Origin of the sequence: Archangium lipolyticum, assembly GCF_024623785.1 — a bacterium.
GTDB classification, from domain to species: Bacteria; Myxococcota; Myxococcia; order Myxococcales; family Myxococcaceae; genus Archangium; species Archangium lipolyticum.
This window is the reverse complement of the sequence record NZ_JANKBZ010000051.1, coordinates 35105-58642: the sequence shown is the minus strand read 5'-3', so window position 1 is coordinate 58642 and position 23538 is coordinate 35105. Positions and strand designations below refer to the sequence as shown.

At 70.3% G+C, this 23538-nt stretch carries 24 protein-coding genes and 1 pseudogene; 8 read left to right on the top strand and 17 right to left on the bottom strand.

All coding sequences use genetic code 11. The features are described 5' to 3' along the window. From NR810_RS49635 to NR810_RS49620, 4 genes and pseudogenes are all read right to left on the bottom strand, one after another. Window positions 1-196, bottom strand: a pseudogene (locus NR810_RS49635) (AHH domain-containing protein); the annotation flags it as partial. A gap of 121 nt (window positions 197-317) precedes the next feature. Further along, on the bottom strand, window positions 318-890 hold the full coding sequence (locus tag NR810_RS49630) for an imm11 family protein (RefSeq protein ID WP_257463174.1): 573 nt from the start codon (window positions 888-890) through the stop codon (window positions 318-320). Further along, the gene (locus NR810_RS49625) at window positions 887-2206 is read right to left on the bottom strand and encodes an AHH domain-containing protein (RefSeq protein WP_257463173.1); all 1320 of its coding nucleotides are present in this window, start codon (window positions 2204-2206) and stop codon (window positions 887-889) included. Before NR810_RS49625 ends, NR810_RS49630 begins: the two co-directional genes overlap by 4 nt. A 42-nt stretch (window positions 2207-2248) precedes the next feature. After that, window positions 2249-3448 (bottom strand): lipase/acyltransferase domain-containing protein, encoded by a 1200-nt coding sequence (locus NR810_RS49620; protein WP_257463172.1) that lies wholly within the window; start codon window positions 3446-3448, stop codon window positions 2249-2251. A 145-nt stretch (window positions 3449-3593) separates the two neighbouring features. On the opposite strand from NR810_RS49620, the gene NR810_RS49615 reads away from it, so the two are divergent. Beyond that, entirely contained in the window at window positions 3594-3887 is a 294-nt protein-coding gene (locus tag NR810_RS49615) for a hypothetical protein (RefSeq protein ID WP_257463171.1), read from the top strand. A 52-nt stretch (window positions 3888-3939) separates the two neighbouring features. On the opposite strand, the gene NR810_RS49610 is transcribed toward NR810_RS49615, so the two are convergent. The 4 genes from NR810_RS49610 to NR810_RS49595 all read right to left on the bottom strand — a co-directional run bounded on the left by NR810_RS49610 (window position 3940) and on the right by NR810_RS49595 (window position 8389). Further along, the gene (locus tag NR810_RS49610) at window positions 3940-5151 is read right to left on the bottom strand and encodes an FAD-dependent monooxygenase (RefSeq protein ID WP_257463170.1); all 1212 of its coding nucleotides are present in this window, start codon (window positions 5149-5151) and stop codon (window positions 3940-3942) included. Further along, window positions 5148-5786 (bottom strand): TetR/AcrR family transcriptional regulator, encoded by a 639-nt coding sequence (locus NR810_RS49605; protein WP_257463169.1) that lies wholly within the window; start codon window positions 5784-5786, stop codon window positions 5148-5150. Before NR810_RS49605 ends, NR810_RS49610 begins: the two co-directional genes overlap by 4 nt. Window positions 5787-5954: 168 nt before the next feature. After that, window positions 5955-6965 (bottom strand): zinc-dependent alcohol dehydrogenase family protein, encoded by a 1011-nt coding sequence (locus NR810_RS49600; RefSeq protein ID WP_257463168.1) that lies wholly within the window; start codon window positions 6963-6965, stop codon window positions 5955-5957. A gap of 233 nt (window positions 6966-7198) precedes the next feature. Continuing rightward, a complete protein-coding gene (locus NR810_RS49595; RefSeq protein ID WP_257463167.1) occupies window positions 7199-8389 on the bottom strand; it encodes an LA_2272 family surface repeat-containing protein in 1191 nt (396 codons plus the stop codon). A gap of 106 nt (window positions 8390-8495) precedes the next feature. Between NR810_RS49595 and NR810_RS49590 the strand changes: the two genes are divergently transcribed. After that, complete coding sequence (locus tag NR810_RS49590; RefSeq protein ID WP_257463166.1) at window positions 8496-9317, top strand: aldo/keto reductase; 822 nt, start codon at window positions 8496-8498, stop codon at window positions 9315-9317. An 11-nt stretch (window positions 9318-9328) separates the two neighbouring features. Here NR810_RS49590 and NR810_RS49585 read toward each other — a convergent pair whose 3' ends face one another. Further along, a complete protein-coding gene (locus tag NR810_RS49585; protein ID WP_257463165.1) occupies window positions 9329-9823 on the bottom strand; it encodes a hypothetical protein in 495 nt (164 codons plus the stop codon). A 280-nt stretch (window positions 9824-10103) separates the two neighbouring features. On the opposite strand from NR810_RS49585, the gene NR810_RS49580 reads away from it, so the two are divergent. Continuing rightward, the gene (locus tag NR810_RS49580; RefSeq protein WP_257463164.1) at window positions 10104-11165 is read left to right on the top strand and encodes a lysylphosphatidylglycerol synthase transmembrane domain-containing protein; all 1062 of its coding nucleotides are present in this window, start codon (window positions 10104-10106) and stop codon (window positions 11163-11165) included. A 1-nt stretch (window position 11166) separates the two neighbouring features. Here the strand turns inward: NR810_RS49580 and NR810_RS49575 are convergent, their stop codons facing one another. After that, window positions 11167-11370 (bottom strand): hypothetical protein, encoded by a 204-nt coding sequence (locus NR810_RS49575; RefSeq protein ID WP_257463163.1) that lies wholly within the window; start codon window positions 11368-11370, stop codon window positions 11167-11169. Beyond that, window positions 11367-12338 (bottom strand): class I SAM-dependent methyltransferase, encoded by a 972-nt coding sequence (locus NR810_RS49570; RefSeq protein WP_257463162.1) that lies wholly within the window; start codon window positions 12336-12338, stop codon window positions 11367-11369. Before NR810_RS49570 ends, NR810_RS49575 begins: the two co-directional genes overlap by 4 nt. A 179-nt stretch (window positions 12339-12517) precedes the next feature. Between NR810_RS49570 and NR810_RS49565 the strand changes: the two genes are divergently transcribed. The 3 genes from NR810_RS49565 (at window position 12518) to NR810_RS49555 (ending at window position 16694) form a co-directional block, all read left to right on the top strand. Beyond that, window positions 12518-13975, top strand: a complete 1458-nt coding sequence (locus tag NR810_RS49565) for an ABC transporter substrate-binding protein/permease (protein WP_257463161.1) — start codon at window positions 12518-12520, stop codon at window positions 13973-13975. Beyond that, a complete protein-coding gene (locus NR810_RS49560) occupies window positions 13972-14655 on the top strand; it encodes an amino acid ABC transporter ATP-binding protein (RefSeq protein ID WP_257463159.1) in 684 nt (227 codons plus the stop codon). Before NR810_RS49565 ends, NR810_RS49560 begins: the two co-directional genes overlap by 4 nt. Window positions 14656-14792: 137 nt before the next feature. Then, the gene (locus NR810_RS49555) at window positions 14793-16694 is read left to right on the top strand and encodes a glycoside hydrolase family 15 protein (RefSeq protein WP_257463155.1); all 1902 of its coding nucleotides are present in this window, start codon (window positions 14793-14795) and stop codon (window positions 16692-16694) included. Window positions 16695-16705: 11 nt separating this feature from the next. Here NR810_RS49555 and NR810_RS49550 read toward each other — a convergent pair whose 3' ends face one another. Then, window positions 16706-17047, bottom strand: coding sequence for a hypothetical protein (locus NR810_RS49550; protein ID WP_257463154.1), 342 nt, complete (start codon window positions 17045-17047; stop codon window positions 16706-16708). A 363-nt stretch (window positions 17048-17410) separates the two neighbouring features. On the opposite strand from NR810_RS49550, the gene NR810_RS49545 reads away from it, so the two are divergent. Next, a complete protein-coding gene (locus NR810_RS49545; RefSeq protein ID WP_257463153.1) occupies window positions 17411-17938 on the top strand; it encodes a pyridoxamine 5'-phosphate oxidase family protein in 528 nt (175 codons plus the stop codon). 51 nt (window positions 17939-17989) lie between these two features. On the opposite strand, the gene NR810_RS49540 is transcribed toward NR810_RS49545, so the two are convergent. Further along, the gene (locus NR810_RS49540; RefSeq protein WP_257463152.1) at window positions 17990-19024 is read right to left on the bottom strand and encodes a quinone oxidoreductase family protein; all 1035 of its coding nucleotides are present in this window, start codon (window positions 19022-19024) and stop codon (window positions 17990-17992) included. A 53-nt stretch (window positions 19025-19077) separates the two neighbouring features. On the opposite strand from NR810_RS49540, the gene NR810_RS49535 reads away from it, so the two are divergent. After that, window positions 19078-20268 carry a cysteine desulfurase-like protein gene (locus NR810_RS49535; protein ID WP_257463151.1) on the top strand — a complete coding sequence of 397 codons (1191 nt, stop codon included), beginning with the start codon at window positions 19078-19080 and terminating at the stop codon, window positions 20266-20268. Here the strand turns inward: NR810_RS49535 and NR810_RS49530 are convergent. From NR810_RS49530 to NR810_RS49515, 4 genes are read right to left on the bottom strand one after another with little or no spacing between them, the layout of a single operon-like run. After that, window positions 20260-20958 (bottom strand): lycopene cyclase domain-containing protein, encoded by a 699-nt coding sequence (locus tag NR810_RS49530; protein ID WP_257463145.1) that lies wholly within the window; start codon window positions 20956-20958, stop codon window positions 20260-20262. The genes NR810_RS49535 and NR810_RS49530 overlap by 9 nt on opposite strands. Window positions 20959-20965: 7 nt before the next feature. Next, entirely contained in the window at window positions 20966-21856 is an 891-nt protein-coding gene (locus tag NR810_RS49525) for a prenyltransferase (RefSeq protein ID WP_257463143.1), read from the bottom strand. Continuing rightward, complete coding sequence (locus NR810_RS49520; RefSeq protein WP_257463140.1) at window positions 21853-22578, bottom strand: ferrochelatase; 726 nt, start codon at window positions 22576-22578, stop codon at window positions 21853-21855. The genes NR810_RS49525 and NR810_RS49520 overlap by 4 nt, the downstream gene beginning before the upstream one ends. Beyond that, the gene (locus NR810_RS49515) at window positions 22575-23525 is read right to left on the bottom strand and encodes a prenyltransferase (RefSeq protein ID WP_257463139.1); all 951 of its coding nucleotides are present in this window, start codon (window positions 23523-23525) and stop codon (window positions 22575-22577) included. Before NR810_RS49515 ends, NR810_RS49520 begins: the two co-directional genes overlap by 4 nt. Between the last annotated feature and the right edge of the window lie 13 nt (window positions 23526-23538).

The window sequence follows — 23538 nt, the reverse complement described above, 5'->3', positions numbered from 1 at the left end:
AGAACAGCTCCAGCGCCGGGTCGGGCTTGAGCCTTTTGAAGGTGAGCATCAGCCCTCGCCCCTGGCTTCCGTGGTACTCGCTCACCCCCACTGGCTCCAGCACCGAGAGCCGCGCCTCCACTTCGGGTGGGGCTGCTCGGGCCGAAAGCGGCACCACCACCAGCAGACAGAGAACGAGGACGACGCTCGGATGCATGACGCTCCTTCCGGCCCTCGGCGAACGAGGGACATTGACCAACCCTCGCCGCTCCCCTGCACGGTGGGGAGGCCAGACCCCGAACCAACCACATGGCGCGGTGTCCGCTCGCGGCTCCCCTTCAAACCTCGATGAATCTGGCGCCGGTGATGCACTCTTGCTCCATCGCCAGCTTGACGCGCTCGGAGACGACGAGTGACACCAGCCAGCCCCAGGTGCGGAAGATGTTGGCGTCCCCTATCTTCGCCGGATCCACCTTCAGCCCTCGCACGTTCCGATAGCCGCCCTCCTTGTCCGGACGGTTGTCCTCCGGCAACCAATAAAACACCTCCTCACATCGGGCATCATCGATGCATTTGATGACTTGAAGGGTGTTGATAATGAAATAGGGCTCCGGCTGTCCCTCCACCTCTGCGGAAATGAATTGAACCTCCTTCTCGAGCCCCAGGCGCTCGAAGAGAGAGACCACCCGGCGATGGACGACAGGAACCCCCATGGAGAGACTGTATTCGAGCGCAACGCCCGCTGGCTTCACTGGGAAGCGAATGGGGCCCTCGAGCTCCAGGACTTTTCCCTCCTTGAACTGCCAGGTGTCGATCCCCTCGCCCTTGCTATCGACAGGCATCCTCAGGTGCCAACGCCCTGGAAAATACACGTCGTCGAATATCCTGTAATATCTTGTCTGCGAGGTCATGGCTTCCTCGTAGCGAGCTTGTTGAGTTTGGAGCCCGGCGTACATACCTCGCCTGCAATCCTACCGAGCGCTTCCACAAGCCTGGCTCGGCATTCAGCTCGAGACTGGCAACTCCCAAGCGCATCCTCCAGCCGATCGAAGATCTCTTGGTGATACTCCTCGGGATGGGGTCCCTTGTGGTCCCGCAGGTAGACGATGTTCGCAGGGTCATCGAGACTCATCCCCGCCCGCTTGAAGAATTCTTCGAACCGAGGCGTCCAGGGGCCGCCGCTGATGACGGACGTGTCATTCTTGTCCGTGCACAAATGGTGGGCCTGGTTGTCACTCTGCTTCGACTCGTCACACGCCCCCGTCGTCCGGGCCGCTGACACCGCCGACGTCACCGCCGCGGCTGTCGTGTTCGCCGTCACCCCCATCAGCACCACCGTGCCGTCCGCCACGCTCACCTGCGCCCCCGCCCTCTCTCCCACCCTCAGCCCTCCCCTCCCTCCTCCTCCCGCGAAGCCATATCGCGGCGGTGACAGCATCCCCCACAGCCCTCCTCCTGGCACCTCCGGCAACGCCCTGGCCAGCCTCGCTCCCGCCAGCGTCACCAGCACCCTCAGCCCCACTCCCCCCATCTCCTTCCCGAAGCGTTCGGCCACAGCCTCCAACTGCGCCTGCGTCCTCGCCGCCTCCGCCTCCCGGTACAGCCTCAGGCACGCCTGCCCCACGTTGTAGAGCTCCACCGCCGTGTACGTCATCAGCAGCCCTATCGTCACCGCCGTGGCGAACGCCTTGGAGAAGACAGGCTCGGGCGCCGCCCACGCCACCATGTACAGCATCATCGACATGCCCACCGACAGCAGCACCGCCCGTGAGCTGAACATCTCCTCCGCCGCCTCCCTCACCCCCTCCCCCATGTAGCGCGGTGAGAGCGCCAGGGCCCGCATCCACCTCGCCCTCCCCAGCGAATCCGGCAGTGCAGCCTGGGCCGGCCCGTATAGCGCCTCGTAGGCATCTCTCACCCTCCTCTCCAGGTCCGCCGGGGGCGGTGGCTCGGCCGCCATGCCCGCCATCGCCACTCCCCTGGCCGATGGCAGCCCCAACTCCTCCACCACCGCCCTCGCCTCCTCCAACGAGAACAGCTCCAGCGCCGGGTTGGGCTCGAGCTTCTTGAAGGTGAGCTTCAGCCCTCGCCCCTGGCTTCCGTGGTACTCGCTCACCCCCACTGGCTCCAGCACCGAGAGCCGCGCTTCCACCTCGGGCGGGGCCGCTCGGGCCAAAAGCGGCACCACCAGCAACAGGAACAAGGCCAGGCAGAGGCGCGGATTCAAGACAGGCTCCTCACAGTGCCCGAGCAGCGTTGACCGAAGTCGTCACGGCGACCGCGCCGTGCCCACCGTTTCGCCCTGGAGGAAGCGCTCCACGGCCTGGAGCACCTCGGCGTCGGACATGAGCGCCACGTGCTCGGCCGGGCTGTCCAGGTGGCGGAAGGGAATGGGCAGCACGGGCAGGGCGCGCGAGGCCAGCACGGACCCGTCCCCATCCGCGCGCGGCGGGTGCTCCAGGTCGAGCTTCCCATCCACCACCCGCACGCCGCTCACCGTCGGCCGCCCCTTGCCTACCACCACGAGCATCTCGAAGGGAGCCGGAGTCAACCCCGGCTTCGGCGCGAGCGCCCCGGTCAGCTCCCGGTGCGCGTCCAGCATGTGGACGAGCTGCGCGCGGTAGGCCTCGTTCTCGCGCAACGCGGGGTCCGCGAAGGGGCCCCACCCCTGCTTCAACCAGACGGCCGGATCAAAGGCATCCAGCTCGACGGGCCTGTCCTCCGCGTCCACGAAGAAGTCGCTGCGCGGGGGCAGCAGCTGGAAGGCCGAGGCGAAGGTGAACAGCGCCTCGGGCGCGAGCAGCGCGCGGTTGCGCATCGTCTCCGTGCCCACCAGCAGGTCATCGAAGATGCCCGGTCCGCCGGAGAACGGAGTCCCGAGGATGACCACGCGCTTCACGTGCTCGGCACCGGCCCAGGGGCGCTCGCCCGCCTGCGCGCCTCCGTGGAGCAGGCAGTGCATCGTCACCAGCCCGCCCATGCTGTGGGCCACGATGTTCACCTTCCGCCGCCCTCCCCCTTCCGCCACGAGCTGCTCGATGCGCGCGCACAGCTGGCCCGCGCTCTCGCGGATGTCCCGCCGCCAGTCGTAGGAGAACGGAACGAAGCCCGGGAGATGGTCGCGGCCGAACTCCATGAACGTGCGGTACGCGTCCACCGACACGAAGACCGCCGAGAGCTGGGTGAGCGGTCCATCCGGGCGCAGCGGCCCGTAGTGGGGCACGGGGCGCTGTCCGGGAAAGGGGATGGCGAGCGTACGCTCTCCGCGCGAGAGCGCCTGCCCCACCGAGAGCCAGGCCCGCTCGGGCTCGGGGCCCTCGGTGACGAGGAAGCTGCCGCGATAGCCCGGGACCAGCAGGGTGACCTCGTCCCCGGTGGGCGGTAGCACATGGACGCGGGCGACGGTGCAACCGGCGAGCACAGCGCCCAGCAGGAGCAACAGGACGTACGAGCGGTGGAGTGTCTTCATGGCGCGCAGCTTCCGGGGGATGGAACGGCCCCGCAAGGACGCCGTCTCGCCGCCCGGCGGCCGGGCACCCGAGCCCCCAATGGCCCGGCTTCACCCGCTGACGCCCTGAAGCACCGTTCGCACCTTCGGGCAAAGGAGAGACCCGATGTCGAAAGATCCCATCGAGAAGCTGCACCAGCGCGAGCGGGAACAGGAGCGGGAGCGGTTGCGCGAGCTGGAGGCCAAGGACCTGGAAGTGGAGGCGAATCGGGGCCCACGCCCGCTCGAGGGCTTCGCCGGGGGCCATACCACCTGGGCGAGCAAGCAGGATGACGAGGCGGCCTCGGAGGTGCACGCCCACGACGCGGAGGACGCCTGGAACGCGAGCAGGGAGCAGGTGGCCCGGTTCTCCCCTGAGGGTGACGCGCCCGCTCGCGAGGACGAGGAGCCAGGGAAATAGGACGGGGGCGGATACCCTCACCCCGTCCCTCTCCCAGAGGGAGAGGGTGGGGTCAGACGGCGAGCCGCAGCGGTCTCAGCACGCCTCGGAAGCGCCGGTCCCCTCCTACGGCGAAGCCCCGCATCATGCCCAGCTTCTCGAGCAGCGGGAGGGAGGCCAGTAGCAGCCGGGGCAGCAGCCCCGTCCCCGAGAGGAAGCGCGCCTGCCGCGTCTGGATGGCCTGGATGTCGGTCACCTCGGGCAGCCGCTCGGCCTGGACGCGAGTGGCCGCGGCATCCAGCGCCTCGGGGGAGCCATCCGCGGCGAGCACGGGGAACAGGTGGTTGGCGGCCACGAGCGCATCGCGCAGGGCCACGTTCACCCCCTGCCCACCCACGGGCGACATGGGGTGCGCCGCGTCCCCGATGAGCAGCAACCCCGGTGCAGTCCAGCGCACCAGCCGATCGCAGATGACATCCAGGAGGAACGGGTGGCTCACCTGTTCACGGTGCGCGAGGATGTGCTCGGCCAGCTCCGGCCGCACCACCCGGGCCAGTTCCTCCATCCACGCATCCACGCCCTTGCCGCGCAGTTGCTTGAACTGGCCCTTCCCCATGCTCCAGCCCAGTTGCAGCGTCCCGTCATAGGAGGGGAAGGACAGGCACATGCCTCCCAGGGTGGCGTAGATCTCCGAGTGGCCCGGCCGCCAGGAGGTGGGAAGCGGCACCTTGCACCAGAGGATGTCGAAGGACTGAGGCATGCGCTCCTCGTGCAGGTCCGCCTTGCGGCGCAGCACCGAGTTGCGCCCATCCGTGCCGATGACGAAGTCCGCGCGCAGCTCTTCCTCGTGCCCGTCCCGCTCCACGCGCACGCCCACCACGCGCCCGGCCTCGCGCACCACGTCCCGCACCGCCACGCCCCGCTCCAGACGGAAGTGCGGGAAGCGTCCCGCCTCCTCCACCAGCATCTCCAGCAGCGCCGGCTGGCTCACGATGCGCGCCACGTTGTCGCGGGCCGACTCGGGCACGTCCACCGACACCAACCGCCTCGTGCCCCTCCACACCGCCAGGCTCGCCAGCCGCACCGACGGCAGCGCCTCGAAACGTGCGCCCAACCCCATCTGATGCAGCACGTCCCGGCCACTCGGCTGGAAGCCCTCGCCGCGGAACTCACGCGAGAAGTCCCGCTGGCGCTCCAGCAGGTGCACCGGCACGCCCCGGCTCGCGAGGATGTAGGCCAGGGCGGCACCCGCCGGTCCCGCTCCGACGATGAGAACACGCTTCATGACTTCCCTCCCGGTTGGGCCGGCGTGAGCAGCCGGCGAAAACCATCCACGAGCAGCTCCGCGTGCCGTTGCATGGCCGCCTCGTCGAGCTGCTCCCAGTTCGCCAGCAGCCACCTGTCTCCGGCGCTGTCGATGGCCCCCACCCACGCCACGAGCAGCTCCTCGGGCACGTCGTCGCGCACGACGCCCAGCTCGCGGCCCCGCGTGAGGATGGTGCGCGTGATGGATTGGCCCTGTTCGAAGATGGCGGCCAGCGGTCCGCTCTCGCGCAGCTGCGCCGGCAGCGTCCACACGGCGCGCGCCACGCCCATGAGCCACGGGCTCTGGCGGAAGAGGACGAACTGGCGCTGGTAGGTGGTGCGCGCGACGTCCCAGAAGGTGTCCGCGCGCAGCTCCTCGGGCCGCAGCCAGGCCACGAACATCGCCTGCTCCTGGCAGTGCCGGACCACCGCGAGGAACAGGTCCGCCTTGTCGTCGAAGTAGTAGTAGGCCGCGCCCTTGCTCAGGTCCGCCTTCTCCAGGATGCGGTTGAGCGAGGCCCCCTCGTAGCCGAGTGCGCCGAACTCGCGCGCCGCCACCTCCAGGATGTGGGCGCGACGCTCGGGGGGAAGCTTCTCGAAACGCGGACGGGGCATGGTGCTGTGAACCTCGGACCCGATGGCCAGACCAGGGGTACGAACCTCCTGGTTAGACCAGATAGTCTGAACGCTCGCTCCATGCAACCTCCTTGAAGTCCGAGACGAACAGACCCGCTTGGAGCTCCAAGCGTTTCAAGAATGTCAAAAAACCGACACCTACCGGGTTCACTGGCCTGACGCGGGGGCGGAGATGCCCATGTCCAGTACCACCGCGCCGTGTACCCGTCCCCCTCGCAGGGCCGCCAGCGCCTCGTTGGCGGCCTCCAAGGGGAAGGATTGCACCTCGGTGTGCACCGGCACCCGCGGGGCGAGCGCGAGGAAGTCCAGCCCGTCCTGCCGCGTGAGGTTCGCCACCGAGCGCACGGTGCGCTCACCCCACAGCAGGGAGTAGGGGAACGCGGGGATGTCGCTCATGTGGATGCCCCCGCACACCACGGTGCCCCCCTTCACCACGCAGGCCAGCGCGGCGGGGACCAGGCTCCCCACGGGCGCGAAGAGGATGGCCGCATCCAGCTGCACGGGCGGCGGCACGTCCGAGTCCCCCGCCCACTCGGCCCCCAACCGCAGCGCGAAGTCCTGCGCCGCCACGTCTCCCGGGCGCGTGAAGCCAAACACCCGCCGCCCCTGGTATCGGGCCACCTGGATGATGACGTGCGCCGCCGCTCCAAAGCCATACAGCCCCAGCCGCTCGGCGTTCCCGGCCATGCGCAGGCAGCGGTAGCCGATGAGCCCCGCGCACAACAGGGGCGCCGCCTGCAGGTCCGGATAGCCCTCGGGGATGGGGAAGCAGAAGCGGTGGTCCGCCACGGCGTAGTCGGCGTAACCGCCGTCGATCTGATAGCCGGTGAAGCGCGCGTTGTCGCAGAGGTTCTCCCGGCCCGAGAGGCAGTACTGACACGTCCCGTCAGTCCACCCCAGCCACGGCACACCCACCCGGGTGCCTGGAGCGAAGATTCGCGCGCGCTCCCCCACCTTCACCACCCGGCCGATGATTTCGTGCCCCAGCACCAACGGCAGCTTGGGACGCGCCAGCTCGCCATCCGTCACGTGCACGTCCGTACGGCACACCGCGCACGCGTGGACTCTCAACAAGAGCTGCTCGGGACCCGGCTCCGGAATGGGCCGCTCCTCCAACCGGAGTGGCTGCCCCGGAGCGGGGAGCACCATGGCACGCATTCGGATTGTCACCCGGGCTCAGCGGAAAAGGAGCGCGTCCGACACGGGGCTCACCTGCCCCACACCCACCCAACCGGTACCCACCCCGTCCCGCACCGGACTCCAACTCTTGGTCCCGTGCCGGGCACGCATCTGAAAACTAGGAACCTCCGAGCCGGACACCACCCCCACCTCCCGGCGCCCGGCCGCGCCTCGGAGGAGGGAATGGGGGCTCGGTCGCTGCCCGGCCCTGCTCAGATCTGGATGCCAGCGACGAGCCCCGGCCACAGCCGCACGCTCGTGTCTCCCGACCTGTAGACCCGGCCCAGGCCGAACCGGTCCACCCCCTCCAGCGCCTCTCCGCGGAAGGTGATGAGCGTATTGCCCGTCACCCCGCCGAAGAGCGCGAGGCGCGGGGCCAGCTGCCAGCCGCCGATCACCCGGAGCTGTGCCAGCAGGTCGTTGCTGTCACCCAGGAAGGTGCCCTCGCGCAGGGCGAAGGCGAGGGCATCCACGTCGACGAAGAAGCGTCCGGAGGGGATGTGGCCCCCCATTCCGAGGCCCGCCGACCAACGGCGCTGCTGGCCCGCGCGGCCGGGCTCCACCCCCACCGTGAACAGGGTGTGGATGTTCTTGCCGCCGAGCTTCAGCGCCACGTTCGTCAGGGTGACGTCACTGGCCCAGGCCTGCAGGTGCAACTGGCCGTTGCCCACGAAGCTCAGCAGGCCGATGGGGGCTCCCTCCGCCTCTCCGGCCACGTTGAGGAGGCCCAGCTGCAGGCCCTTCACCTTCCGCGCGATGTTGACGAGGCCCACCTGCGCGCCGTTCACGTCCCCTCCCACGTTGAGGAGGGAGAGCTGAGCGCCGTCGAGGCGCCGCGCGATGCTCACCGCCGAGGACACCTGCAGGCCCGCCATGTCCGGGGCGACGTTGAGACCCACCGCCGCCTGGAGGCCGCGCGTGTCACCCGCCGCGATGTTGATGCCGCTGGAGAGCTGCGCGCCCACCATCTCGCCCCCCGCGATGTTCACGCCCACGACCACCTGCAGGCCCCGCATCGAGCCCCCGGACACGTTGGCCCCCACCGAGGACTGCACCCCCTTCACCTGGCCGGCGTAGTTGGCACCCACCGCGAATTCGGCGCCCCGCAGCTCCCGGTTCACCCAGTTGCCCACGATGGACGCGGCCATGCCGTCCACCCGGCCCGCGTGCGTGGCGAGCAATCCGACGGAGAGGTTGTTCACCACGTTGCCGCTCGTGAACCCATTGGTGCTGATGCCGGGCAGGAGGGAGAGGCTCACGGGCATGTGGACCTCCTGGGCCGGAGCCGGCTGGGTGACCTCCGCCACCGCGGGCTGATGCTCGGGCGCTGGCTGCTCGGCCCCCGCCGAAAACCCCACCATCGCCGCCATCACTCCCGCGCACACCGAGACCTCGAGCTTCATCGCGTATCCTTCCTGCCATCGGGGCGGCACCGCCCCCTCCGGCCACTGGAAAACCGATGCCCGGCGAAAGTGTCACCTGCCCTCGCGGAACCGGTACGCTGCCCCCATGCTGACGCGCACCCATCCCAAGAGCGGCGAGAAGCTGCCCGCCATCGGCCTCGGAACGTGGCAGACCTTCGACGTGGGGCCCTCCCCCGCCGAGCGCAAGGAGCAGAAGGCGGTCCTCAAACGCTTCCTCGCCTCCGGCGCCCGGGTCATCGACTCCTCCCCCATGTACGGCCGCGCCGAGCAGGTGGTGGGGGATCTGCTGCGGGAGCTCGGCGAGGAGCGCCCCCCCTTCCTCGCCACCAAGGTGTGGACCTCGGGCAAGGAGGCCGGCCAGGAGCAGATGCGTGACTCGATGCGCAAGATGGGCCACGGCCAGCTGGACCTGATGCAGGTGCACAACCTCGTGGACTGGCGCACCCACCTGCCCACCCTGCGCGAGTGGAAGGCCTCCGGGCGCATCCGCTATCTCGGTGTCACCCACTACCTGCGGAGCGCCTTCGACGACCTGGAGAAGCTCATCCGCGAGGAGTCACTGGACTTCGTGCAGCTGCCCTACTCCATCGCCCTGCGCGACGCGGAGGAGCGGCTGCTGCCCGCGGCCGCCGAGCACGGCACCGCGGTGCTGGTGATGCGCCCCTTCGAGAGCGGGGACCTCTTCCGGCGGGTAAAGGGCAAGGCCCTGCCCCCCTGGGCCGCCGACTTCGACTGCAAGAGCTGGGCGGAGTTCTTCCTCAAATACATCCTCGGGCACCCGGCGGTGACGTGCCCCATTCCGGCCACGAGCAACCCGCGTCACCTCGAGGACAACCTGCGCGCGGGCACCGGGCGCCTGCCCGACACGAAGACCCGGGCCCGCATGGTGGAGTACCTCGGCCTGTAGCGGCGCGAGGCTCAATCCCCGAGCTCGGACTCGAAGACGAGCTCGCCGGTGAGCGAGAAGACGAGGCCGGTGCCCAGCTCGCCCTCCTCGTCGTCACGGCCCACGTCGACGACCTTGTCGTCCTCGTCCCACTGGCCCAGGTAGTACTCGCCGCCCGCCGTCATCCACGCCCGGTCCTCGGAGACGACCGTCTCCACCGTGTCCCCCTTGTCACTGGTGGCCAGGTACACGGTCCACTCCATGCCCTCCTCCTTCAGGTGGGACGTCACCTCGGCGAGCTCCTCGTCCCGAGGCGTGCCGCCCGCCTTCTCCTCCACCTTCCACTTGCGCTCGTCGGCCTTGGGCTTCTGCGCCTGCCAGCCCTTCACCAGGTCGCGCATGGACTGCTCGGCCTTGTCCTGGAGCGCCTTCATGTTCGTGGGCAACCCGGCCTCGTCCAGCGCCATCAGCGCCGTCTCCAGTTGGATCGCCTTGAGGGCCCACTCGTTCATCGCCGTCTTCAGCATCGCCGTCCATCTCCTCGGGCCAGGGAGGCCCGCAGTCCATCCCGGGGACTTCCCGCGGGCAGGGCGCGTGGCCCCTATCACGTTCCAGAGTCCAATGGTGCCGCGCGTTCGGAAACCCGACATTCCACCTGGACCACGGTACGAGCCGCTGTCCGGCCCCGGACGTGGCTTCTGGCCTCCACGGAGGCCAGAGGAGCAAGCAAGTATGGCGCTCGCCATGGGGCCGGGCACTGCCCACCTTGGCCTGAGCGCCTGAGCGCGGAAGAAAGGAGGGCGAGCCATGGGGAGCGAGCGACATGAGCTGAGCCTCGAGGCACCGGCGGGCGTTCCCCTGACGGCACGAGCCTCGGAACCGTTGCCGGCCCCGGATGGCCCCCTGGCCGCACGCAAACCCATGCGGGCGCGCGTGCAGGCGGTGCTACGCCCGGCGTTCGCGGTGCTGGGACTGGGCATGCTCGTCCTGCTCGTGCGGAACGTGGGGGCCGAGGAGTTGCGGAAGGTGCTGACGCGGGCGGCGCCCTGGTTGCCGCTGGTGTTCGCGCTCGAGCTGGGGCGCCTGTCGCTGGACGCGCTGGCCACGTGGGTGGCGTATGGCGGCCGGGCACGGCAGGTGCCGTTCCGCTCCATGTTCCGTGCGCAGCTCATCAGCACGGTGGTGTCGACGCTGGCGCCAGCGGGACGGGTCGCGGGCGAGGCGACGAAGGCGGCGCTGGTCAGCCCGTACACGGGAGGCGCCACGGCGATGGCGGCGGCGGCCACGTCTCAGGCGGCCTCGCTGGTCTCGACGGGCCTCATCTCCATCCCCTGCGCGCTGGCCGCGTACGTGATGACGGGCCCCTCGTGGCTGACGCTGGCGCTGGGGGTGCACATGGTAGTGCTGGTGCTCGCGGGCGCGAGCATGCGCGCGGGAATGAGGGCGCACCGGCTCGGAGCCTGGCTGAAGCGCCGCTTCCACCGCATCGCCACGCATACGGAGGTCTTCCAGGAGTCGGCGCGGAGCAGCGCGCTGCTGCCAACCCGGCCCATCCTGGCCACCCTGCTCGGCCGGGTGCTGCAGGTGGTTCAGTACGGCGTCCTGGCGGCGGCGGTGGGCATCGACGTGACGGTGGTGGGAGCGCTCGTCGCGCAGGGGCTCAACCTGGTGGCGCTGGCGGTGGGCACGCTGGTGCCAGGGCAGTTCGGAGTGAGCGACGGGGCCTTCGCGCTGTCGGCCAAGGCCTTCGGCACCACCGCGGCCAAGACCATGTCCATCGCGCTGATCGCCCATGCGATGCAGGTGCTGTTCGTGCTGATCGGCGCCCTCACGCCCCTGGTGTGGAGGGCTCGCCAGCAGCCCACCTGACTCAGCCGCGCAGGTGGGGGAACATCCACACCAGCGTGCGACGGCGCAACCTGTTCTGCAGGTCGAGTAGCTCGCGCGGTGGCACCACGCCTCCCAGCAGCGTCATGGCCGCCAGCAGGGGAGGGGTGAGCGCCGTCTCCACGCACAGCACCGTGGCCAGCTTGAGCGCCAGCACGTACTGCTCGCGCTTCCTCGGGATTCTCATCGCCGCACCTCCGCGCGGGCCGGGCGCTCGCTCAGCGCGAGGAAGCCGTTGCCGTGCTCCTGACGCACCAGGGGCGCGTCGAGGAAGGAGAAGAGCCGGTACAAGGCGCGCGGCGCCACGTTGTGGAGGCACTCCTCGGCCAGCAGCGTCCAGTAGCCGTGATAGGCGGTGACGTCCTTCACCTCCAGACCACTCTCCCTGGCCGCCGAGCGGAAGAAGTCCGGGTGGATGAAGTTCTCGTACCGGTGGCCCTCGCCATCGTCCACGCCGAGCTTCCCGTGGCTCACCCGGCGGATGGTCTCGTGCAGGGTGAAGGTGTCCTTCTGCGAGACGACGTAGACCAGCAGCACGCCGCCGGGACGCAGCACCCGGTGGCACTCGCGCATGGTGGCGATGAAGCCCGGGTGCCCGAGGTGCTCGAAGACGTCGAAGGACAGCAGCACGTCGAAGGAGGCATCCGCGAAGGGCAGCGCGGTGGCCTGGGCCACGTGGAAGCGGGTGCGCAGGTGCTCGGGGCGGGCCGCGACCGCCTGGGCGATGGAGCGCTCCGACAGATCGATGCCCACGCCCTCGCAACCGGAGAGCGCGGCCACGGTGTTGAGGTAGCGCCCATCATTGCAGCCCACCTCCAGCACGCGGCTCCCGGCGCCGAGCGGCAGCCTCCGCAGGGCGCGCAAGAGGAACTCCTCCTTGGCCTTCACCCGCCCGCGCACCCGGTCCTCGACGAAACCGGCCATGAAGGCCCGCTTGTCCTCGAGGCCCTCCCGCACGTAGCGGCTGTCCTCCTGCTCGTAGGTCTCCCGCTGCAGCCGCGCCACCTCGTCGAGCTCCAGCCGGAAGTCGGCGTAGGTGGAGCCCGCCACGTGGCGCAGCGGGTAGCGGGCCGTGGAGCTCACGAGCGCATCGCCCTCGGCGCGCAGCGGCTCGCCGCTCCGGGGGCAGCGAAGAAAGGGGGACTCCCACATCATGGTGGCGGCAGGGCATAGCACACTCTTCACCCCACGTGGCGGGACGCTAGACTGCACTCCTCTCTTCACCACGGGAGGGCCCACCACTGACCCGAATCCTCCTCGTCGGCCTCTTCCTCTGCGGTCTCCCCACCTTCGCGCAGGATGCACCGTCCACCGGGCTCCAGGGGCTCGCGGCGGTGAGAGCCCGTGGAGAGCTGTTGTGGGGGGCCGACGCGCAAGGCGGCGCGCCCTACGTCTTCCAGGATCCGATGGACCCCAACCGGCTCATCGGCTTCGAGGTGGACCTGGCCAACGCCCTCGCCGGGAAGCTCGGCGTGCGGGCGCGTCCGGTGCTCGGTCCGTGGGACTCGCTGCTGGAGCTGCTGGCGCGCGGCGACTTCGACGTGGCGCTCAACGGCATCGAGGTGGCCGAGGAGAAGCGGCGCGTCTGCCTCCTGTCGCGCCCCTACTACTCCGCCGGAGAGCGGCTCACCGTGCGCCGGGGAGACCCCCAGGCGCCCCACGTGCTGTCACAGGTGAAGGGCCGTCCGGTCGGCACGTTGCCCGGCTCGCTCGCCGAGCGCATCCTCCGCCGCGAGGGCGCGCAGGTGAGGACCTACGAGGGTGGGCAGGATGAGATCTTCGCGGACCTGAAGCTGGGCCGTACGGACGCGGTCCTGCTCGACGAGCCCATCACCCGGTACTACGGCACCATCGAACCGGACCTGGAGGTCGCACCGGGCTCCTTCGGCGAGGTGCGCTACGCGGTGGCCGTGCGGCTGGGGGAAGAGGACCTGCTGCGAGCCATCGACGAGGCGCTGGACGAGCTGGCGCGCGACGGCACACTGCGCTCCATCTACGAGCGGTGGGGCCTGTGGAACCCCGAGACGGCGGCGCTGCTGGGAGACCCGAACCCGAGCCCGAGCGGCGTGCCGGAGCAGTACGACGCGTGGCGGGCGGCGGTGGGAAAGGTGCCGCCCTTCCTCGAGCGCGTGAGGGAACGCTACCCGGCCACGTTGGCCTTGTTCGCCCGGGGAGCGCTGATGACGCTGGGGGTGTCGCTGCTGTCCATGGCGCTGGCGGTGGCGACGGGCGTGGTGCTGGCGGTGATGCGCGTCTTCGGTCCCCTGCCCCTGCGCTGGCTGGCCATGGCCTACATCGAGGTGGTGCGAGGCACGCCGCTGCTGGTGCAGCTCACCCTGGTGTACTTCGGACTGCCGCAACTGGGCCTGCGGTTGGATCCGCTCACGGCGGGCGTGCTGACGCTGGGGCTCAACTACGCGGCGGCCGAGGCGGAGAACTACCGCGCCGGAATCTCCAGCGTGCCCGCGGGCCAGCACGAAGCGGCCAGGGTGCTTGGCCTCACGCGGTGGCAGACGTTGCGGCACGTGGTGTTCCCGCAGGCCATGCGCATCTCCCTGCCACCAATGACGAATGACTTCATCGCGCTGCTCAAGGACAGCTCGCTGGTGTCGCTGGTGACGCTCACCGAGCTCACGCGCACCTACCTCAACCTGGCCAACGCCATGCGGGACCACCTGGGCCTCGGCCTCCTCGTGGCCGCCATCTACCTGCTGCTCGGCCTGCCCTTCGCGCACCTGGCGCGCACGGTGGAGGCCCGGCTCGGCCGGCACCTGAAGGAGGTGACACGATGATTCGCGTCGAGGACGTGCGCAAGCGCTTCCCCGGAGCGGCCGCGCCCACGCTGGACGGCGTGTCATTCACCCTGGAGACGGGCAGGCTGGCGGCCATCCTCGGGCCGAGCGGCTCGGGCAAGTCCACGCTGCTGCGCTGCATCGTGGGCCTGGAGCGGCCGGACTCGGGCGCCATCCACCTGGGCGGACAGGCGGGGCTGGTGTTCCAGTCCTTCGAGCTGTTCCCCCACCTGACGACGTTGGACAACTGCGTGCTGGCGCAACGGCTGGTGGCGAAGCGCTCACGCGCCGACGCGGAGGCACGTGCGCGCCAGTTGCTGGAGGCACTCGGGCTGGCACAGCGGCTGGACGCCTACCCGGACATGCTCTCCGGTGGGCAGCGGCAGCGGGTGGCCATCGCGCGGGCGCTGGCCATGGAGCCGGCGGTGCTGCTCTACGACGAGCCGACGAGCGCGTTGGACCCGTCCCTGCGCCGCGAGGTGGTGGAGACGCTGCGCCGGGTGGGCTCGCTGGGGATGACCCAGCTCGTGGTGACGCACGACGTGGCGCTCGCACGGGCCTCGGAGGTGGTGCTGGTGCTGGACCACGGCCATCTCGTGGAGCAGGGCCCGCCCCAACAGGTGCTCGATGCCCCCCGGCACGAGGCCACGCGCCGCCTGCTCGCGCAGGTCCACGGCTGAACACCCCGGAGCGCACCCGCCCGGAAGGAGACCGGGCATTCCCCCGCCAGGAGCGCTCGCCTCCTTGTTGCAACGGTTCCCGGCCGTACTCAATGACGGTGAAGGCTCCAGGCCGTGGAGGGGCCACGGGGGATGGAATGCGGCAGCGCATCGACGACTACGCCCTGCTGGGCGACTGCCACTCCGCGGCGCTGGTGGGCCGTGATGGCTCCATCGACTGGGCGTGCTTCCCCCGGTTCGACTCCGCCGCGGTGTTCTGCCGCCTCCTCGACCTGCGCAAGGGGGGCTCCTTCCGGGTGAGCCCCGAGGGCCCCTACCAGTCCAGGCGCCGCTACATCGACGACACCAACGTGCTCGTCACCACCTTCACCACGCCCACCGGCGTGCTGGAGGTGACGGACTGCATGCCCGTGCGCCTCGCGCTGGCGCGCAGCTCGCGCGTGGGGACGCGGCACTCGCTGCTGCGGCGGCTGCGCTGTGTCGGTGGCGAGGTGGATGCACGCATGGTGGTGGCGCCGCGCTTCGAGTACGGGGCCTTCGTGCCACACATCCGCCTCACCTCGCCTCGGACGGCGGAGCTGGTGGGCGGCGCGGACGCGCTGTGGGTGACGGCCACGCGCCCGCTCTCCGCGCACGAGAACGCCCTGCGCGCCCGCTGGCACCTGCGGCCCGGAGACGAGGTCTGGGTGGAGGCGGCGTGGACGCCCTCGCTCGTCCAGCGCGGTCTGGAGGACATGCCGGACCAGAACGCGATGCGCCGGCGGCTGGAGGAGACCATCACATTCTGGCGCGAGTGGATCTCCCACTGCGCCTACGAGGGCGAGTACACGCAGGCGGTGCGCCGCTCTGCGCTGGTGCTCAAGGCGCTCACGTACGCGCCCTCGGGCGCCATCGTCGCGGCCCCCACCACGTCCCTGCCCGAGGAGCCGGGCGGCGTGCGCAACTGGGACTACCGCTACACCTGGCTGCGGGACACCACGCTCACGCTCATCTCGCTGATGCTCCTGGGCTACCGGGAGGAAACCATCGCCTTCCGGCACTGGATGGGGCGCACCAGCGCGGGCCGGCCCGAGGACGTTCAAATCATGTACGGCATCCGCGGCCACCGGCGGCTGCCGGAGGTGGAGCTGACCCACCTGGAGGGCCACCAGGGTGCACGGCCGGTGCGCGTGGGCAACGGAGCGGTGAAGCAGCTCCAGCTCGACGTCTTCGGGGAGATGCTCGAGGGGGCGTGGCTCTTCTCGAAGATGGGCGGGCGGATGACGGGGGAGGCGTGGGACTTCCTGCGCGGGCTGGTGGACGGCGTGTGCGAGCGCTGGCGCGAGCCGGATCAGGGCCTGTGGGAGATCCGCGACGAGCCCCGGCACTTCATCCACTCGAAGCTGCTGTGCTGGGTGGCGGTGGACCGGGGGCTGCGCATCGCGCGGGCGCGGCGGTTGCCGGCGGCGGTGGGGCGCTGGTCGCGTGAGCGCATGCTGCTGCGCGAGTACCTGCTGCGCGAGGGCGCGCGCACCGGGTGGTTCGCCCAGGCGGTGGGCTCGGACAGGGCGGATGCGTCGGTGCTGCAACTGCCCGCGCTCGGCTTCCTCCCGTCGGCCCACCCGCTGGTGAGCCGCACGGTGGACAAGGTGCGCCAGACGCTGGAGCGCGACGGGCTGCTCTTCCGCTACCACGCCCCGGACGGGCTGAGCGGCGGGGAGGCCACCTTCCTGCTGTGCTCCTTCTGGTTGCACGACGTGCTGGTGCACTCGGGTCGGACGCAGGAGGCGGAGGAGTTGCTGCGCCACCTGCTGAGCCTGGCCAACGACGTGGGCCTCTACGCGGAGGAGGCGGTGCCGGGCACGGGCGAGGCGATGGGCAATTTCCCGCAAGCCTTCACGCACATGGCCCTGGTGGCCTCGTGTGCCCAGCTCTCAGCGGGCCGCAGCTTCCAGCTCCCGCGGCCCGGCGCATACGACTACGCGGACTTCGCGCTCACCTACCACCTGGGCCGGCGCTCCATCCTCATGTCCCATTTCTCGTGGGAAGCGGTGATGTGAGCGCGCGGTGGCTAGCAACCCAGGCGCGGGTCGTACCGGGGCGCGAGCAGCGAGGGCACCACCATCGCCGTCACGTCCCTGCCTCCCAACAGGTTCGTGGCCAGGACCAGGGGCGTATAGACGAACCCCCACGGCAGGCCCCACCAGCCGAGCAACAGCGACAGCAGCGTATAGCCAAGGCTCAGGCCAAACGTGCCCTGTCCGGCCCGGACGAAGTAGACGTCCGAGGAGCGACGCGTCGTCGTGACGAAGAAGGACACGCAGTACTCGAAGACCACGAATCTTCCCCCACGTCGCAACTCTTCCTGGACCTGTGCAGTAGACAGGCCCTCGATGCCCAGGATGCCAGCCATTACTGTCCCCCTGTTCGAAGAGTCCGGCCGAGGCCGTGATGAACAGTCATCACAGAGTACATAAGGGCCTGCCCGCCTGCACAGCGACGCCGAGAGCGAGCCCTCGCGGACACACGACTGGCGCGAAGGTTCCAATACTCCGCGTACAGGAGCAATCGCGCAACGCTTTCTCAAATGTGAAGAACGCCACGCTCAGCGTCTGATAGTTGCCTTCCGGGCACCGCGCATGAGTTGCCTGGGAAGCAACACCCGCCGAGTGAGAGCTTCACGCAGAGGCCCACCTGACGGGCGGACGAGGGAGCGACATGCGCGCTCCTGCCACCCTCTCCCTCCCTGCTTACCGTGAGGGCTCGGGAGGCAGGAATGGCCACGAAGAAGACGGAGAAGAAGGACCCCATCGCGCACCTGAGCGAGCTCATCCACGGCATCAAGGTCGCGATGATGACGACGGTCGAGGAGGACGGCACCCTGCGCAGCCGCCCCATGTGGACCCACGACCGGGACTTCGATGGAGAGCTGTGGTTCTTCACCCGCGAGCACTCGCCCAAGGTGGACGCGGTGGAGCGGGACCATCACGTCAACCTCTCGTACTCGGAGCCGGGACGGGACCGCTACGTGTCGGTGAGCGGCCTGGCCCGTCTGGTGCTCGACAAGGAGAAGGCCCGCGAGCTGTGGAACCCCACCCTCAAGGCCTGGTTCCCCGAAGGGCTCGATGACCCCGAGCTCGCGCTCCTCTGTGTCCAGGTGAACAAGGCCGAGTACTGGGACACCCCCAACAGCCGCATGGTGCAGCTGGTGGGCTTCGTGAAGGGTGTCATCACCGGCGAGCCGTACCGTCCGGGCGACAACGAGAAGGTGAACCTCGACGAGGCCGGCCCCTCGCTGCACTGACGCCCTCGCTGCACTTTTCCAGCAGCGTCCCAAGAGCCAGACGCGGGAAGCTCAGCCGCACTCCACGACGAGCTTCCCCTGCACGCGGCCCTCCTCGAGCAACCGGTGGGCCTCGCGCACCGAGACCGCCGACAGCGGGCCCACGGAGCGCACCGCGGGTGGATTCAGGGCGCCCTCCTCGATGAGCCGGGAAATCGTCCCGAGCTGCTCGCGGTAGACGCTCCATGTCTCGCGCGGGGCGTACAGGGCCCGCGCGCCGAGCTGGATGAAGTGGAACTCCAGCGAGCGGAGGATGAGCGGGCTGCGCGCCTCGTCCCAGAGGTTGATGGGGGAGTCCGCGGGCTCCTCCACGATGGACACCACGCGCCCCTCCACCGCCGCCACGTCGAAGCACAGCTCCTTCATGGTGCCGCCGACGAAGTCCAGGGCCACGGGGACGTGCCGTCCGCCGTTCATCGCCAGCACCTCCGAGAGCAACCGCTCCCGTGACAGCCCGCGGTAGCGGAGGATGTGGCCGGGCTCCACGCCCAGCTGCCGCACCAGGTAGTCGGCGCTCGCGTCGCCGCCGGCCGTGGTCAGGAGGGGGTGAGCGCCCAGGTGGCGAAGTATTTGGAGTGCCATGGACCCCACGCCTCCCGAGCCTCCGGCGACGAAGACGGCCTCGCCCCGCTGGACGCGCGCCCGGGCGACGGACTGCCATGCCGTGAGCGCCACCACGGGCAGTGCGGCCGCCTCGAGGAAACCCAGACGCGCGGGCTTGGGGAGCACCAGCAACGCCGGCATGCAGATGTACTCCGCGTGTGAGCCATTGCTGCCCTGCCCCGCGCGGTAGCAATACACCGCGTCACCCACGGCGAGTCCCTTCACGCCCTCGCCCAGCGCGTCCACCACGCCCGAGAAGTCCCGCCCCAGGACCTGCGGCAACCGGCCCCCGAAGCCTCCCCGGCGGAAGTAGACATCGATGGGATTGAAGGACGCGGCCCGGATGCGGACCCGCACCTCCCCGGGGCCCGGCTCGGGCAGGGGCCAGTCTTCTTCCACCAACTGCTCGACTCCACCAAACGCCTGCTGAGTGATGACGCGCATAGGGCGGCGGAGCGTACCGGCGTACCCCGCCCAAGGCTATGCTCCCGCGCGTCATGACCTCCCCCTTCGCCGAGCACTTCCCCGCCTTGCGGTCGGGCTTCAGCTACATCGACAACGCCGCCGGTGCGCAGGTGCCCTCGCACACCATCGACGCCATCACCCGGTTCCTCACCAGCGGCAGCTGCAACGTGGGCCAGCCCTACGAGGCCTCCGTGCGCGCCACCGAGGTGAAGGCCCAGGCCCGCGCCGCCACCGCCGGATTCCTCCACTGTCAGCCCGAGGAGGTCATGCTCGGCACCAGCGCGACCGCCCTCACCTTCCAGCTCTCGCGCGCCTTCTCCCGCCTGTTCCAGCCCGGGGACGAAATCGTCATCTCGGAGCTCGAGCACGAGTCCAACGCCAGCCCCTGGCGCTGGCTGGAGGCCCAGGGCGCGGTGGTGAAGGTGTGGCGCGCGCACTGGCCCGAGGGGCGCCTGGAGCTCGAGGATCTGCGCGCGCTGCTCACCTCGCGCACCCGGCTGGTCGCGGTGACGGCCGCCGCCAACTCGGTGGGCACGATGCCAGACGTGGCCGGTGCCACCGCGCTGGCCCACTCCGTGGGCGCGTGGAGCATCATCGACGCGGTGCACTCCAGCCCGCACCAGCTGCCCGACATGAAGGGCTGGGACGCGGACTTCGCCGTGTTCTCCCCGTACAAGGTCTTCGGACCGCACCTGGGCTGCCTGTACGTGCGCCGCGAGCTGCTGCCCCGGCTGCCCGCGGACAAGCTGTGGTTCGTCCCCGACGACAGCCCCCAGAAGTTCGAGCCCGGCACCGCCAACCACGAGGCTCTCGCGGGTTGGCTGGGCACGCTGCGCTACGTGCGCGAGGTGCTCGGTGACGGGCAGCCCGGGCGCGCGGGACTGGAGCGGGCCTGGCGCCGCATCGAGTCCCTGGAGCGCCCGCTGCTGGAGTCCGCGCTGGAGCGGCTGCGTGCCCACCCGCGCGTGCGGCTGTACGGCATCCCCGAGCCCAAGGGCCGGACGGCCACCTTCTGCTTCAACGTGCCCGGAGTCGCGCCGCGCGCTGTGGCCGAGCACCTCGCCCAACGGGGAGTGGGCGTGGCCGCGGGCCACTACTACGCCACCCTGTCCATGCAGGCGCTGGGCCTCATGCCCGAGGGCGCGGTGCGCGTCTCGCTGCTGCACTACAACACGCTCGAGGACGTGGACCGGCTCCTCGCCGCGCTGGACGCGCTACCCTGAACGCGTCTCCGTGAGCGGCGCGAACCGCAGCCCGAAGGCCCAGGCCGGAAAAGCCGTCGCGGCCAACCCCGAGCCCCACCCATACAGCAGCTCATCCAGCGGAACGCCGAGCAACCTGCCCCGCAGCAGGAGGCTCGGCCTCCACGTGCGCTCGAAGACACCGGGGACGAGCCACTCGAAGACCAGACACAGCCCGAGGTAGATGGCCGCCGACACCAGCGCGCCCAGCAGGCTCGGCGCCACCAGGTCCGGGCGCATCACCAGGAACCCCACCACCATCCCCACCATCGCCAGCACCGAGGCGTAGAGGATGGGCACGCCCAGGGCGAGCAACAGCCCGGCCACCGCCAGCAGGGCGACGATGGCCCCCACGGCCCGAGTCCACGGCCGCACGCTCCCGCCCAGGGGCACCACCGTCCGGCGGAACGCCACCGCGTACGCACTGCAGGAGAAGGCACCGAGCCCGACGACGAACAGCACGTCCTCGATGCCGAAGCCGATCCGGTCCGCCAGGTCGAACAGGAACCGTGGGGCCCAATACTCCGGATAGAACAGCCACTCGGTCGCCGCGAACGGGAGCGAGGCCAGCGCCACCCGTCCCATCAACCCGCGCAGATCCGCGCGCACGAGCCAGATGAGGGCTCCCGGAACCAGGAACAGGAGCGCCAGCACCAGGAACTCGTACGTCATGGGGCCCTCAGCTGGCCGCCAGGGCGATGAGCGGGAGCGCGACCGTCGCCAGGGTGGCGGTGATGGCGGCGGCGACCCGGACCTGGACACGCTTCGAGCCGGGCGGCGCGGGACGCACCAGCGGCACCGCGAGTGCCGCCACCGCGGGAACGAGCAACCACGCATCCGCGCGCAGTCCCACCGAGCCCAGGCCGAACGGGGCCAGCGCCAACGTGAGCCCGTTCAGCGTCAGGATGCCCCACGCGGCCCGCTCGCCGCCCACCCGGGCGGGCACCGTGAGCTTGCCGCTCTCCCGGTCCGAGGGCTCATCGGGGAGCGCGGTGGCGATGGCACAGGCCAGGTGGGTGGGCAGCAGGAGCACGACGAGCGCCCAGGGGAAGTGCCCCAGGACCCCGCCCTGCGCGACGTATCCATAGAGTGGCAGCACTCCGGCGACGCCCATCACCTGCAACCACTCACCACCGCCCCGATAGGAGAGCCGGAGCGGCGGATAGCTGTAGGCCCACAACAGCCCCAGCGCCAGCACGGCCAGCGGCACGAGCAGCGGTGCGCCACGCGCCACGGCCAGCCCCACCGACACGGCCAGCAGCGAGCCCGCGCAGACGAGGGCGGCCGTCCCGAGCGCACGCGGCGAGAGTCGGCCCTCGACGAGCACGCGGGAGCCGCCGGAGAAGACGGTGGCCGTCCGGTTGCGGCGGTCGGTCTCCTGATCCGCCCAGTCATTGGCGTAGACGATGAAGAGCTGATCGAGCAGCCCGAAGAGCTGGACCCCCACCAGCGTCCCGAGGTCGAGCGACTGTCCCCGCATGCGCACGGCGACGAGCTGGCCGAGCAGCAGCGGGAGCGCGATGTACGACTGGGAGGGGAGCCGCGAGGCCTGGAGCCACGCCCGGCTCACGACGTGGCATCCCGCGCGAGGCCGAGACGCCGCGCGGCCTCGGTCCGCAGGTCGGTGAAGGGAAGGTCCCAGCGCCGCTCGCCATCGAGCCGCCAGGCCTTGACGGGGATGAGGTCCGCCTGGGCGAGCACCTGGTGCAGGTGCGCCTCCTCGCGAGGCTCGCGGCAGAAGAAGAAGGGGTTGCGGAACTCGGGGCCCTGGAGCTGCCCGTACTTGGCATCGTTGCGGGCGATGAGCTCCAGCAACGTCTGGCGCCGGGCGTCGAGATAGTCGAAGAACGCCAGGTCGAATGGCCCGATGCCCGCACGGTCCCCGGGCTGGCGCGCCACCCAGCGGGCCCAGTCGTAGCCGTACAGGAAGTCGTGGGCGTAACGGAAGCGCAGCTCGGACTTGTTGCCGAAGCCACGGCACAGCACCACCACCCGGCGCACGAAGCCCTCTATCTCGCCCGGCCCGCCAGCGTTCCACATACAGCAGGCCAGATAGTCGAGGTCCCAGAAGATGTTGTCCGGGAAGTCCTCCGCGAAGACCCGCACCACTTCGCCCAGCCCCTCGGCGAAGGCCCGCGCCCGCTCCACGTCACCCAGGCCGTCCATCACCCGCGCCGCCAGCTCCACGGGGAGGAGCGCGCGCGGACGGCTGGGGTCGAGCGAGGCGCCCCCGCTGACCAGCGGGGCCAACCGCTCGAGTCCCGCGAGGATGTCTTCCGGCAGTCCTCTCACCCAGGCCCTCTCCAGCTCGCGACGAGTACCAGCGCCGACAATGTGACCGTGCCCCACCAGATGGCGCGATGGAGCTCCGCCTTGTACGCCGACTGCGCGCCGAAGGCATTCGTCACCGCGCCCGGACTCTTCCGCACCGAGCGCCCTCCGAAGAGTAACGTGAGCAGTACGGCCGGCACCACCGCGACGGGCGGCGGTGCGTCCTCGGTCAGACAGGCCACCACGAGCCAGAGGAGCGCGCCCAGGGCGAGCAACACCTCCGCGCTCACGCGGACGGCCGCGTTGCCTAGGAGCGTGGTGAAGGTGCGCTTGCCTCCGGCCCGGTCGCTCTCCTCGTCCGACAGTCCGCTCGCCAGGGCGCTCGACAGCGACAGCGCCAGCATGCCCGGGGCCAGTGCCAGCAACCACGCGGGTGCCCAATCGCCACACTGGGCATAGGCATGCAGGGCGGGGAGCACGCCCCCCACGCCCACCATCTCCAGCAGCTCACCGCCGCCCCGGTAGTTCAGCCGCAGGGGCGGCAACGTATAGGCGACGAAGACGAACAGCCCCAGCGCCGCGAGGGGCAACAACAACGGACGCCCCAGGGCGAGGCCCGCCGCCCACGCCACGAGCAGCGCCACGACGCCGGCCCCCAGGCCCGCGGCGAGCACCGCCCCGGCGGGGAGGATGCCGTCGGGAATCGTCTTCGGCGAGCAGCCCTGGGGGAACATGCGGCGCTTGAGGACATCCACCTCGCGATCCCCCCAGTCGTTGAGCAGCACGACGAAGGCGACATCCGCGAGCATCCACACCGCGCCGAAGACGAGCGCCCCCACGGACAGCCGGCCCGTGGTGGCGGCGCCCACGGCCTGTCCGAACAGCGCCGGGACGAACACCTTCGGCCAGCTCGCCGGCTTGAGGGCATACCACCACCGCGCCGCGAGACTCATCGACCCGACACGCACCGCGCCTCCCGAC

Coding starts and splice junctions, on each gene's coding strand:
- NR810_RS49580 (WP_257463164.1), top strand. CDS start 10,104: ATGGGGAGCGAGCGACATGAGCTGAGCCTCGAGGCACCGGCGGGCGTT.
- NR810_RS49535 (WP_257463151.1), top strand. CDS start 19,078: ATGACCTCCCCCTTCGCCGAGCACTTCCCCGCCTTGCGGTCGGGCTTC.
- NR810_RS49590 (WP_257463166.1), top strand. CDS start 8,496: ATGCTGACGCGCACCCATCCCAAGAGCGGCGAGAAGCTGCCCGCCATC.
- NR810_RS49600 (WP_257463168.1), bottom strand. CDS start 6,965: ATGCGTGCCATGGTGCTCCCCGCTCCGGGGCAGCCACTCCGGTTGGAG.
- NR810_RS49595 (WP_257463167.1), bottom strand. CDS start 8,389: ATGAAGCTCGAGGTCTCGGTGTGCGCGGGAGTGATGGCGGCGATGGTG.
- NR810_RS49620 (WP_257463172.1), bottom strand. CDS start 3,448: ATGAAGACACTCCACCGCTCGTACGTCCTGTTGCTCCTGCTGGGCGCT.
- NR810_RS49550 (WP_257463154.1), bottom strand. CDS start 17,047: ATGGCTGGCATCCTGGGCATCGAGGGCCTGTCTACTGCACAGGTCCAG.
- NR810_RS49615 (WP_257463171.1), top strand. CDS start 3,594: ATGTCGAAAGATCCCATCGAGAAGCTGCACCAGCGCGAGCGGGAACAG.
- NR810_RS49570 (WP_257463162.1), bottom strand. CDS start 12,338: ATGATGTGGGAGTCCCCCTTTCTTCGCTGCCCCCGGAGCGGCGAGCCG.
- NR810_RS49530 (WP_257463145.1), bottom strand. CDS start 20,958: ATGACGTACGAGTTCCTGGTGCTGGCGCTCCTGTTCCTGGTTCCGGGA.
- NR810_RS49605 (WP_257463169.1), bottom strand. CDS start 5,786: ATGCCCCGTCCGCGTTTCGAGAAGCTTCCCCCCGAGCGTCGCGCCCAC.
- NR810_RS49540 (WP_257463152.1), bottom strand. CDS start 19,024: ATGCGCGTCATCACTCAGCAGGCGTTTGGTGGAGTCGAGCAGTTGGTG.
- NR810_RS49610 (WP_257463170.1), bottom strand. CDS start 5,151: ATGAAGCGTGTTCTCATCGTCGGAGCGGGACCGGCGGGTGCCGCCCTG.
- NR810_RS49575 (WP_257463163.1), bottom strand. CDS start 11,370: ATGAGAATCCCGAGGAAGCGCGAGCAGTACGTGCTGGCGCTCAAGCTG.
- NR810_RS49585 (WP_257463165.1), bottom strand. CDS start 9,823: ATGCTGAAGACGGCGATGAACGAGTGGGCCCTCAAGGCGATCCAACTG.
- NR810_RS49560 (WP_257463159.1), top strand. CDS start 13,972: ATGATTCGCGTCGAGGACGTGCGCAAGCGCTTCCCCGGAGCGGCCGCG.
- NR810_RS49555 (WP_257463155.1), top strand. CDS start 14,793: ATGCGGCAGCGCATCGACGACTACGCCCTGCTGGGCGACTGCCACTCC.
- NR810_RS49545 (WP_257463153.1), top strand. CDS start 17,411: ATGGCCACGAAGAAGACGGAGAAGAAGGACCCCATCGCGCACCTGAGC.
- NR810_RS49630 (WP_257463174.1), bottom strand. CDS start 890: ATGACCTCGCAGACAAGATATTACAGGATATTCGACGACGTGTATTTT.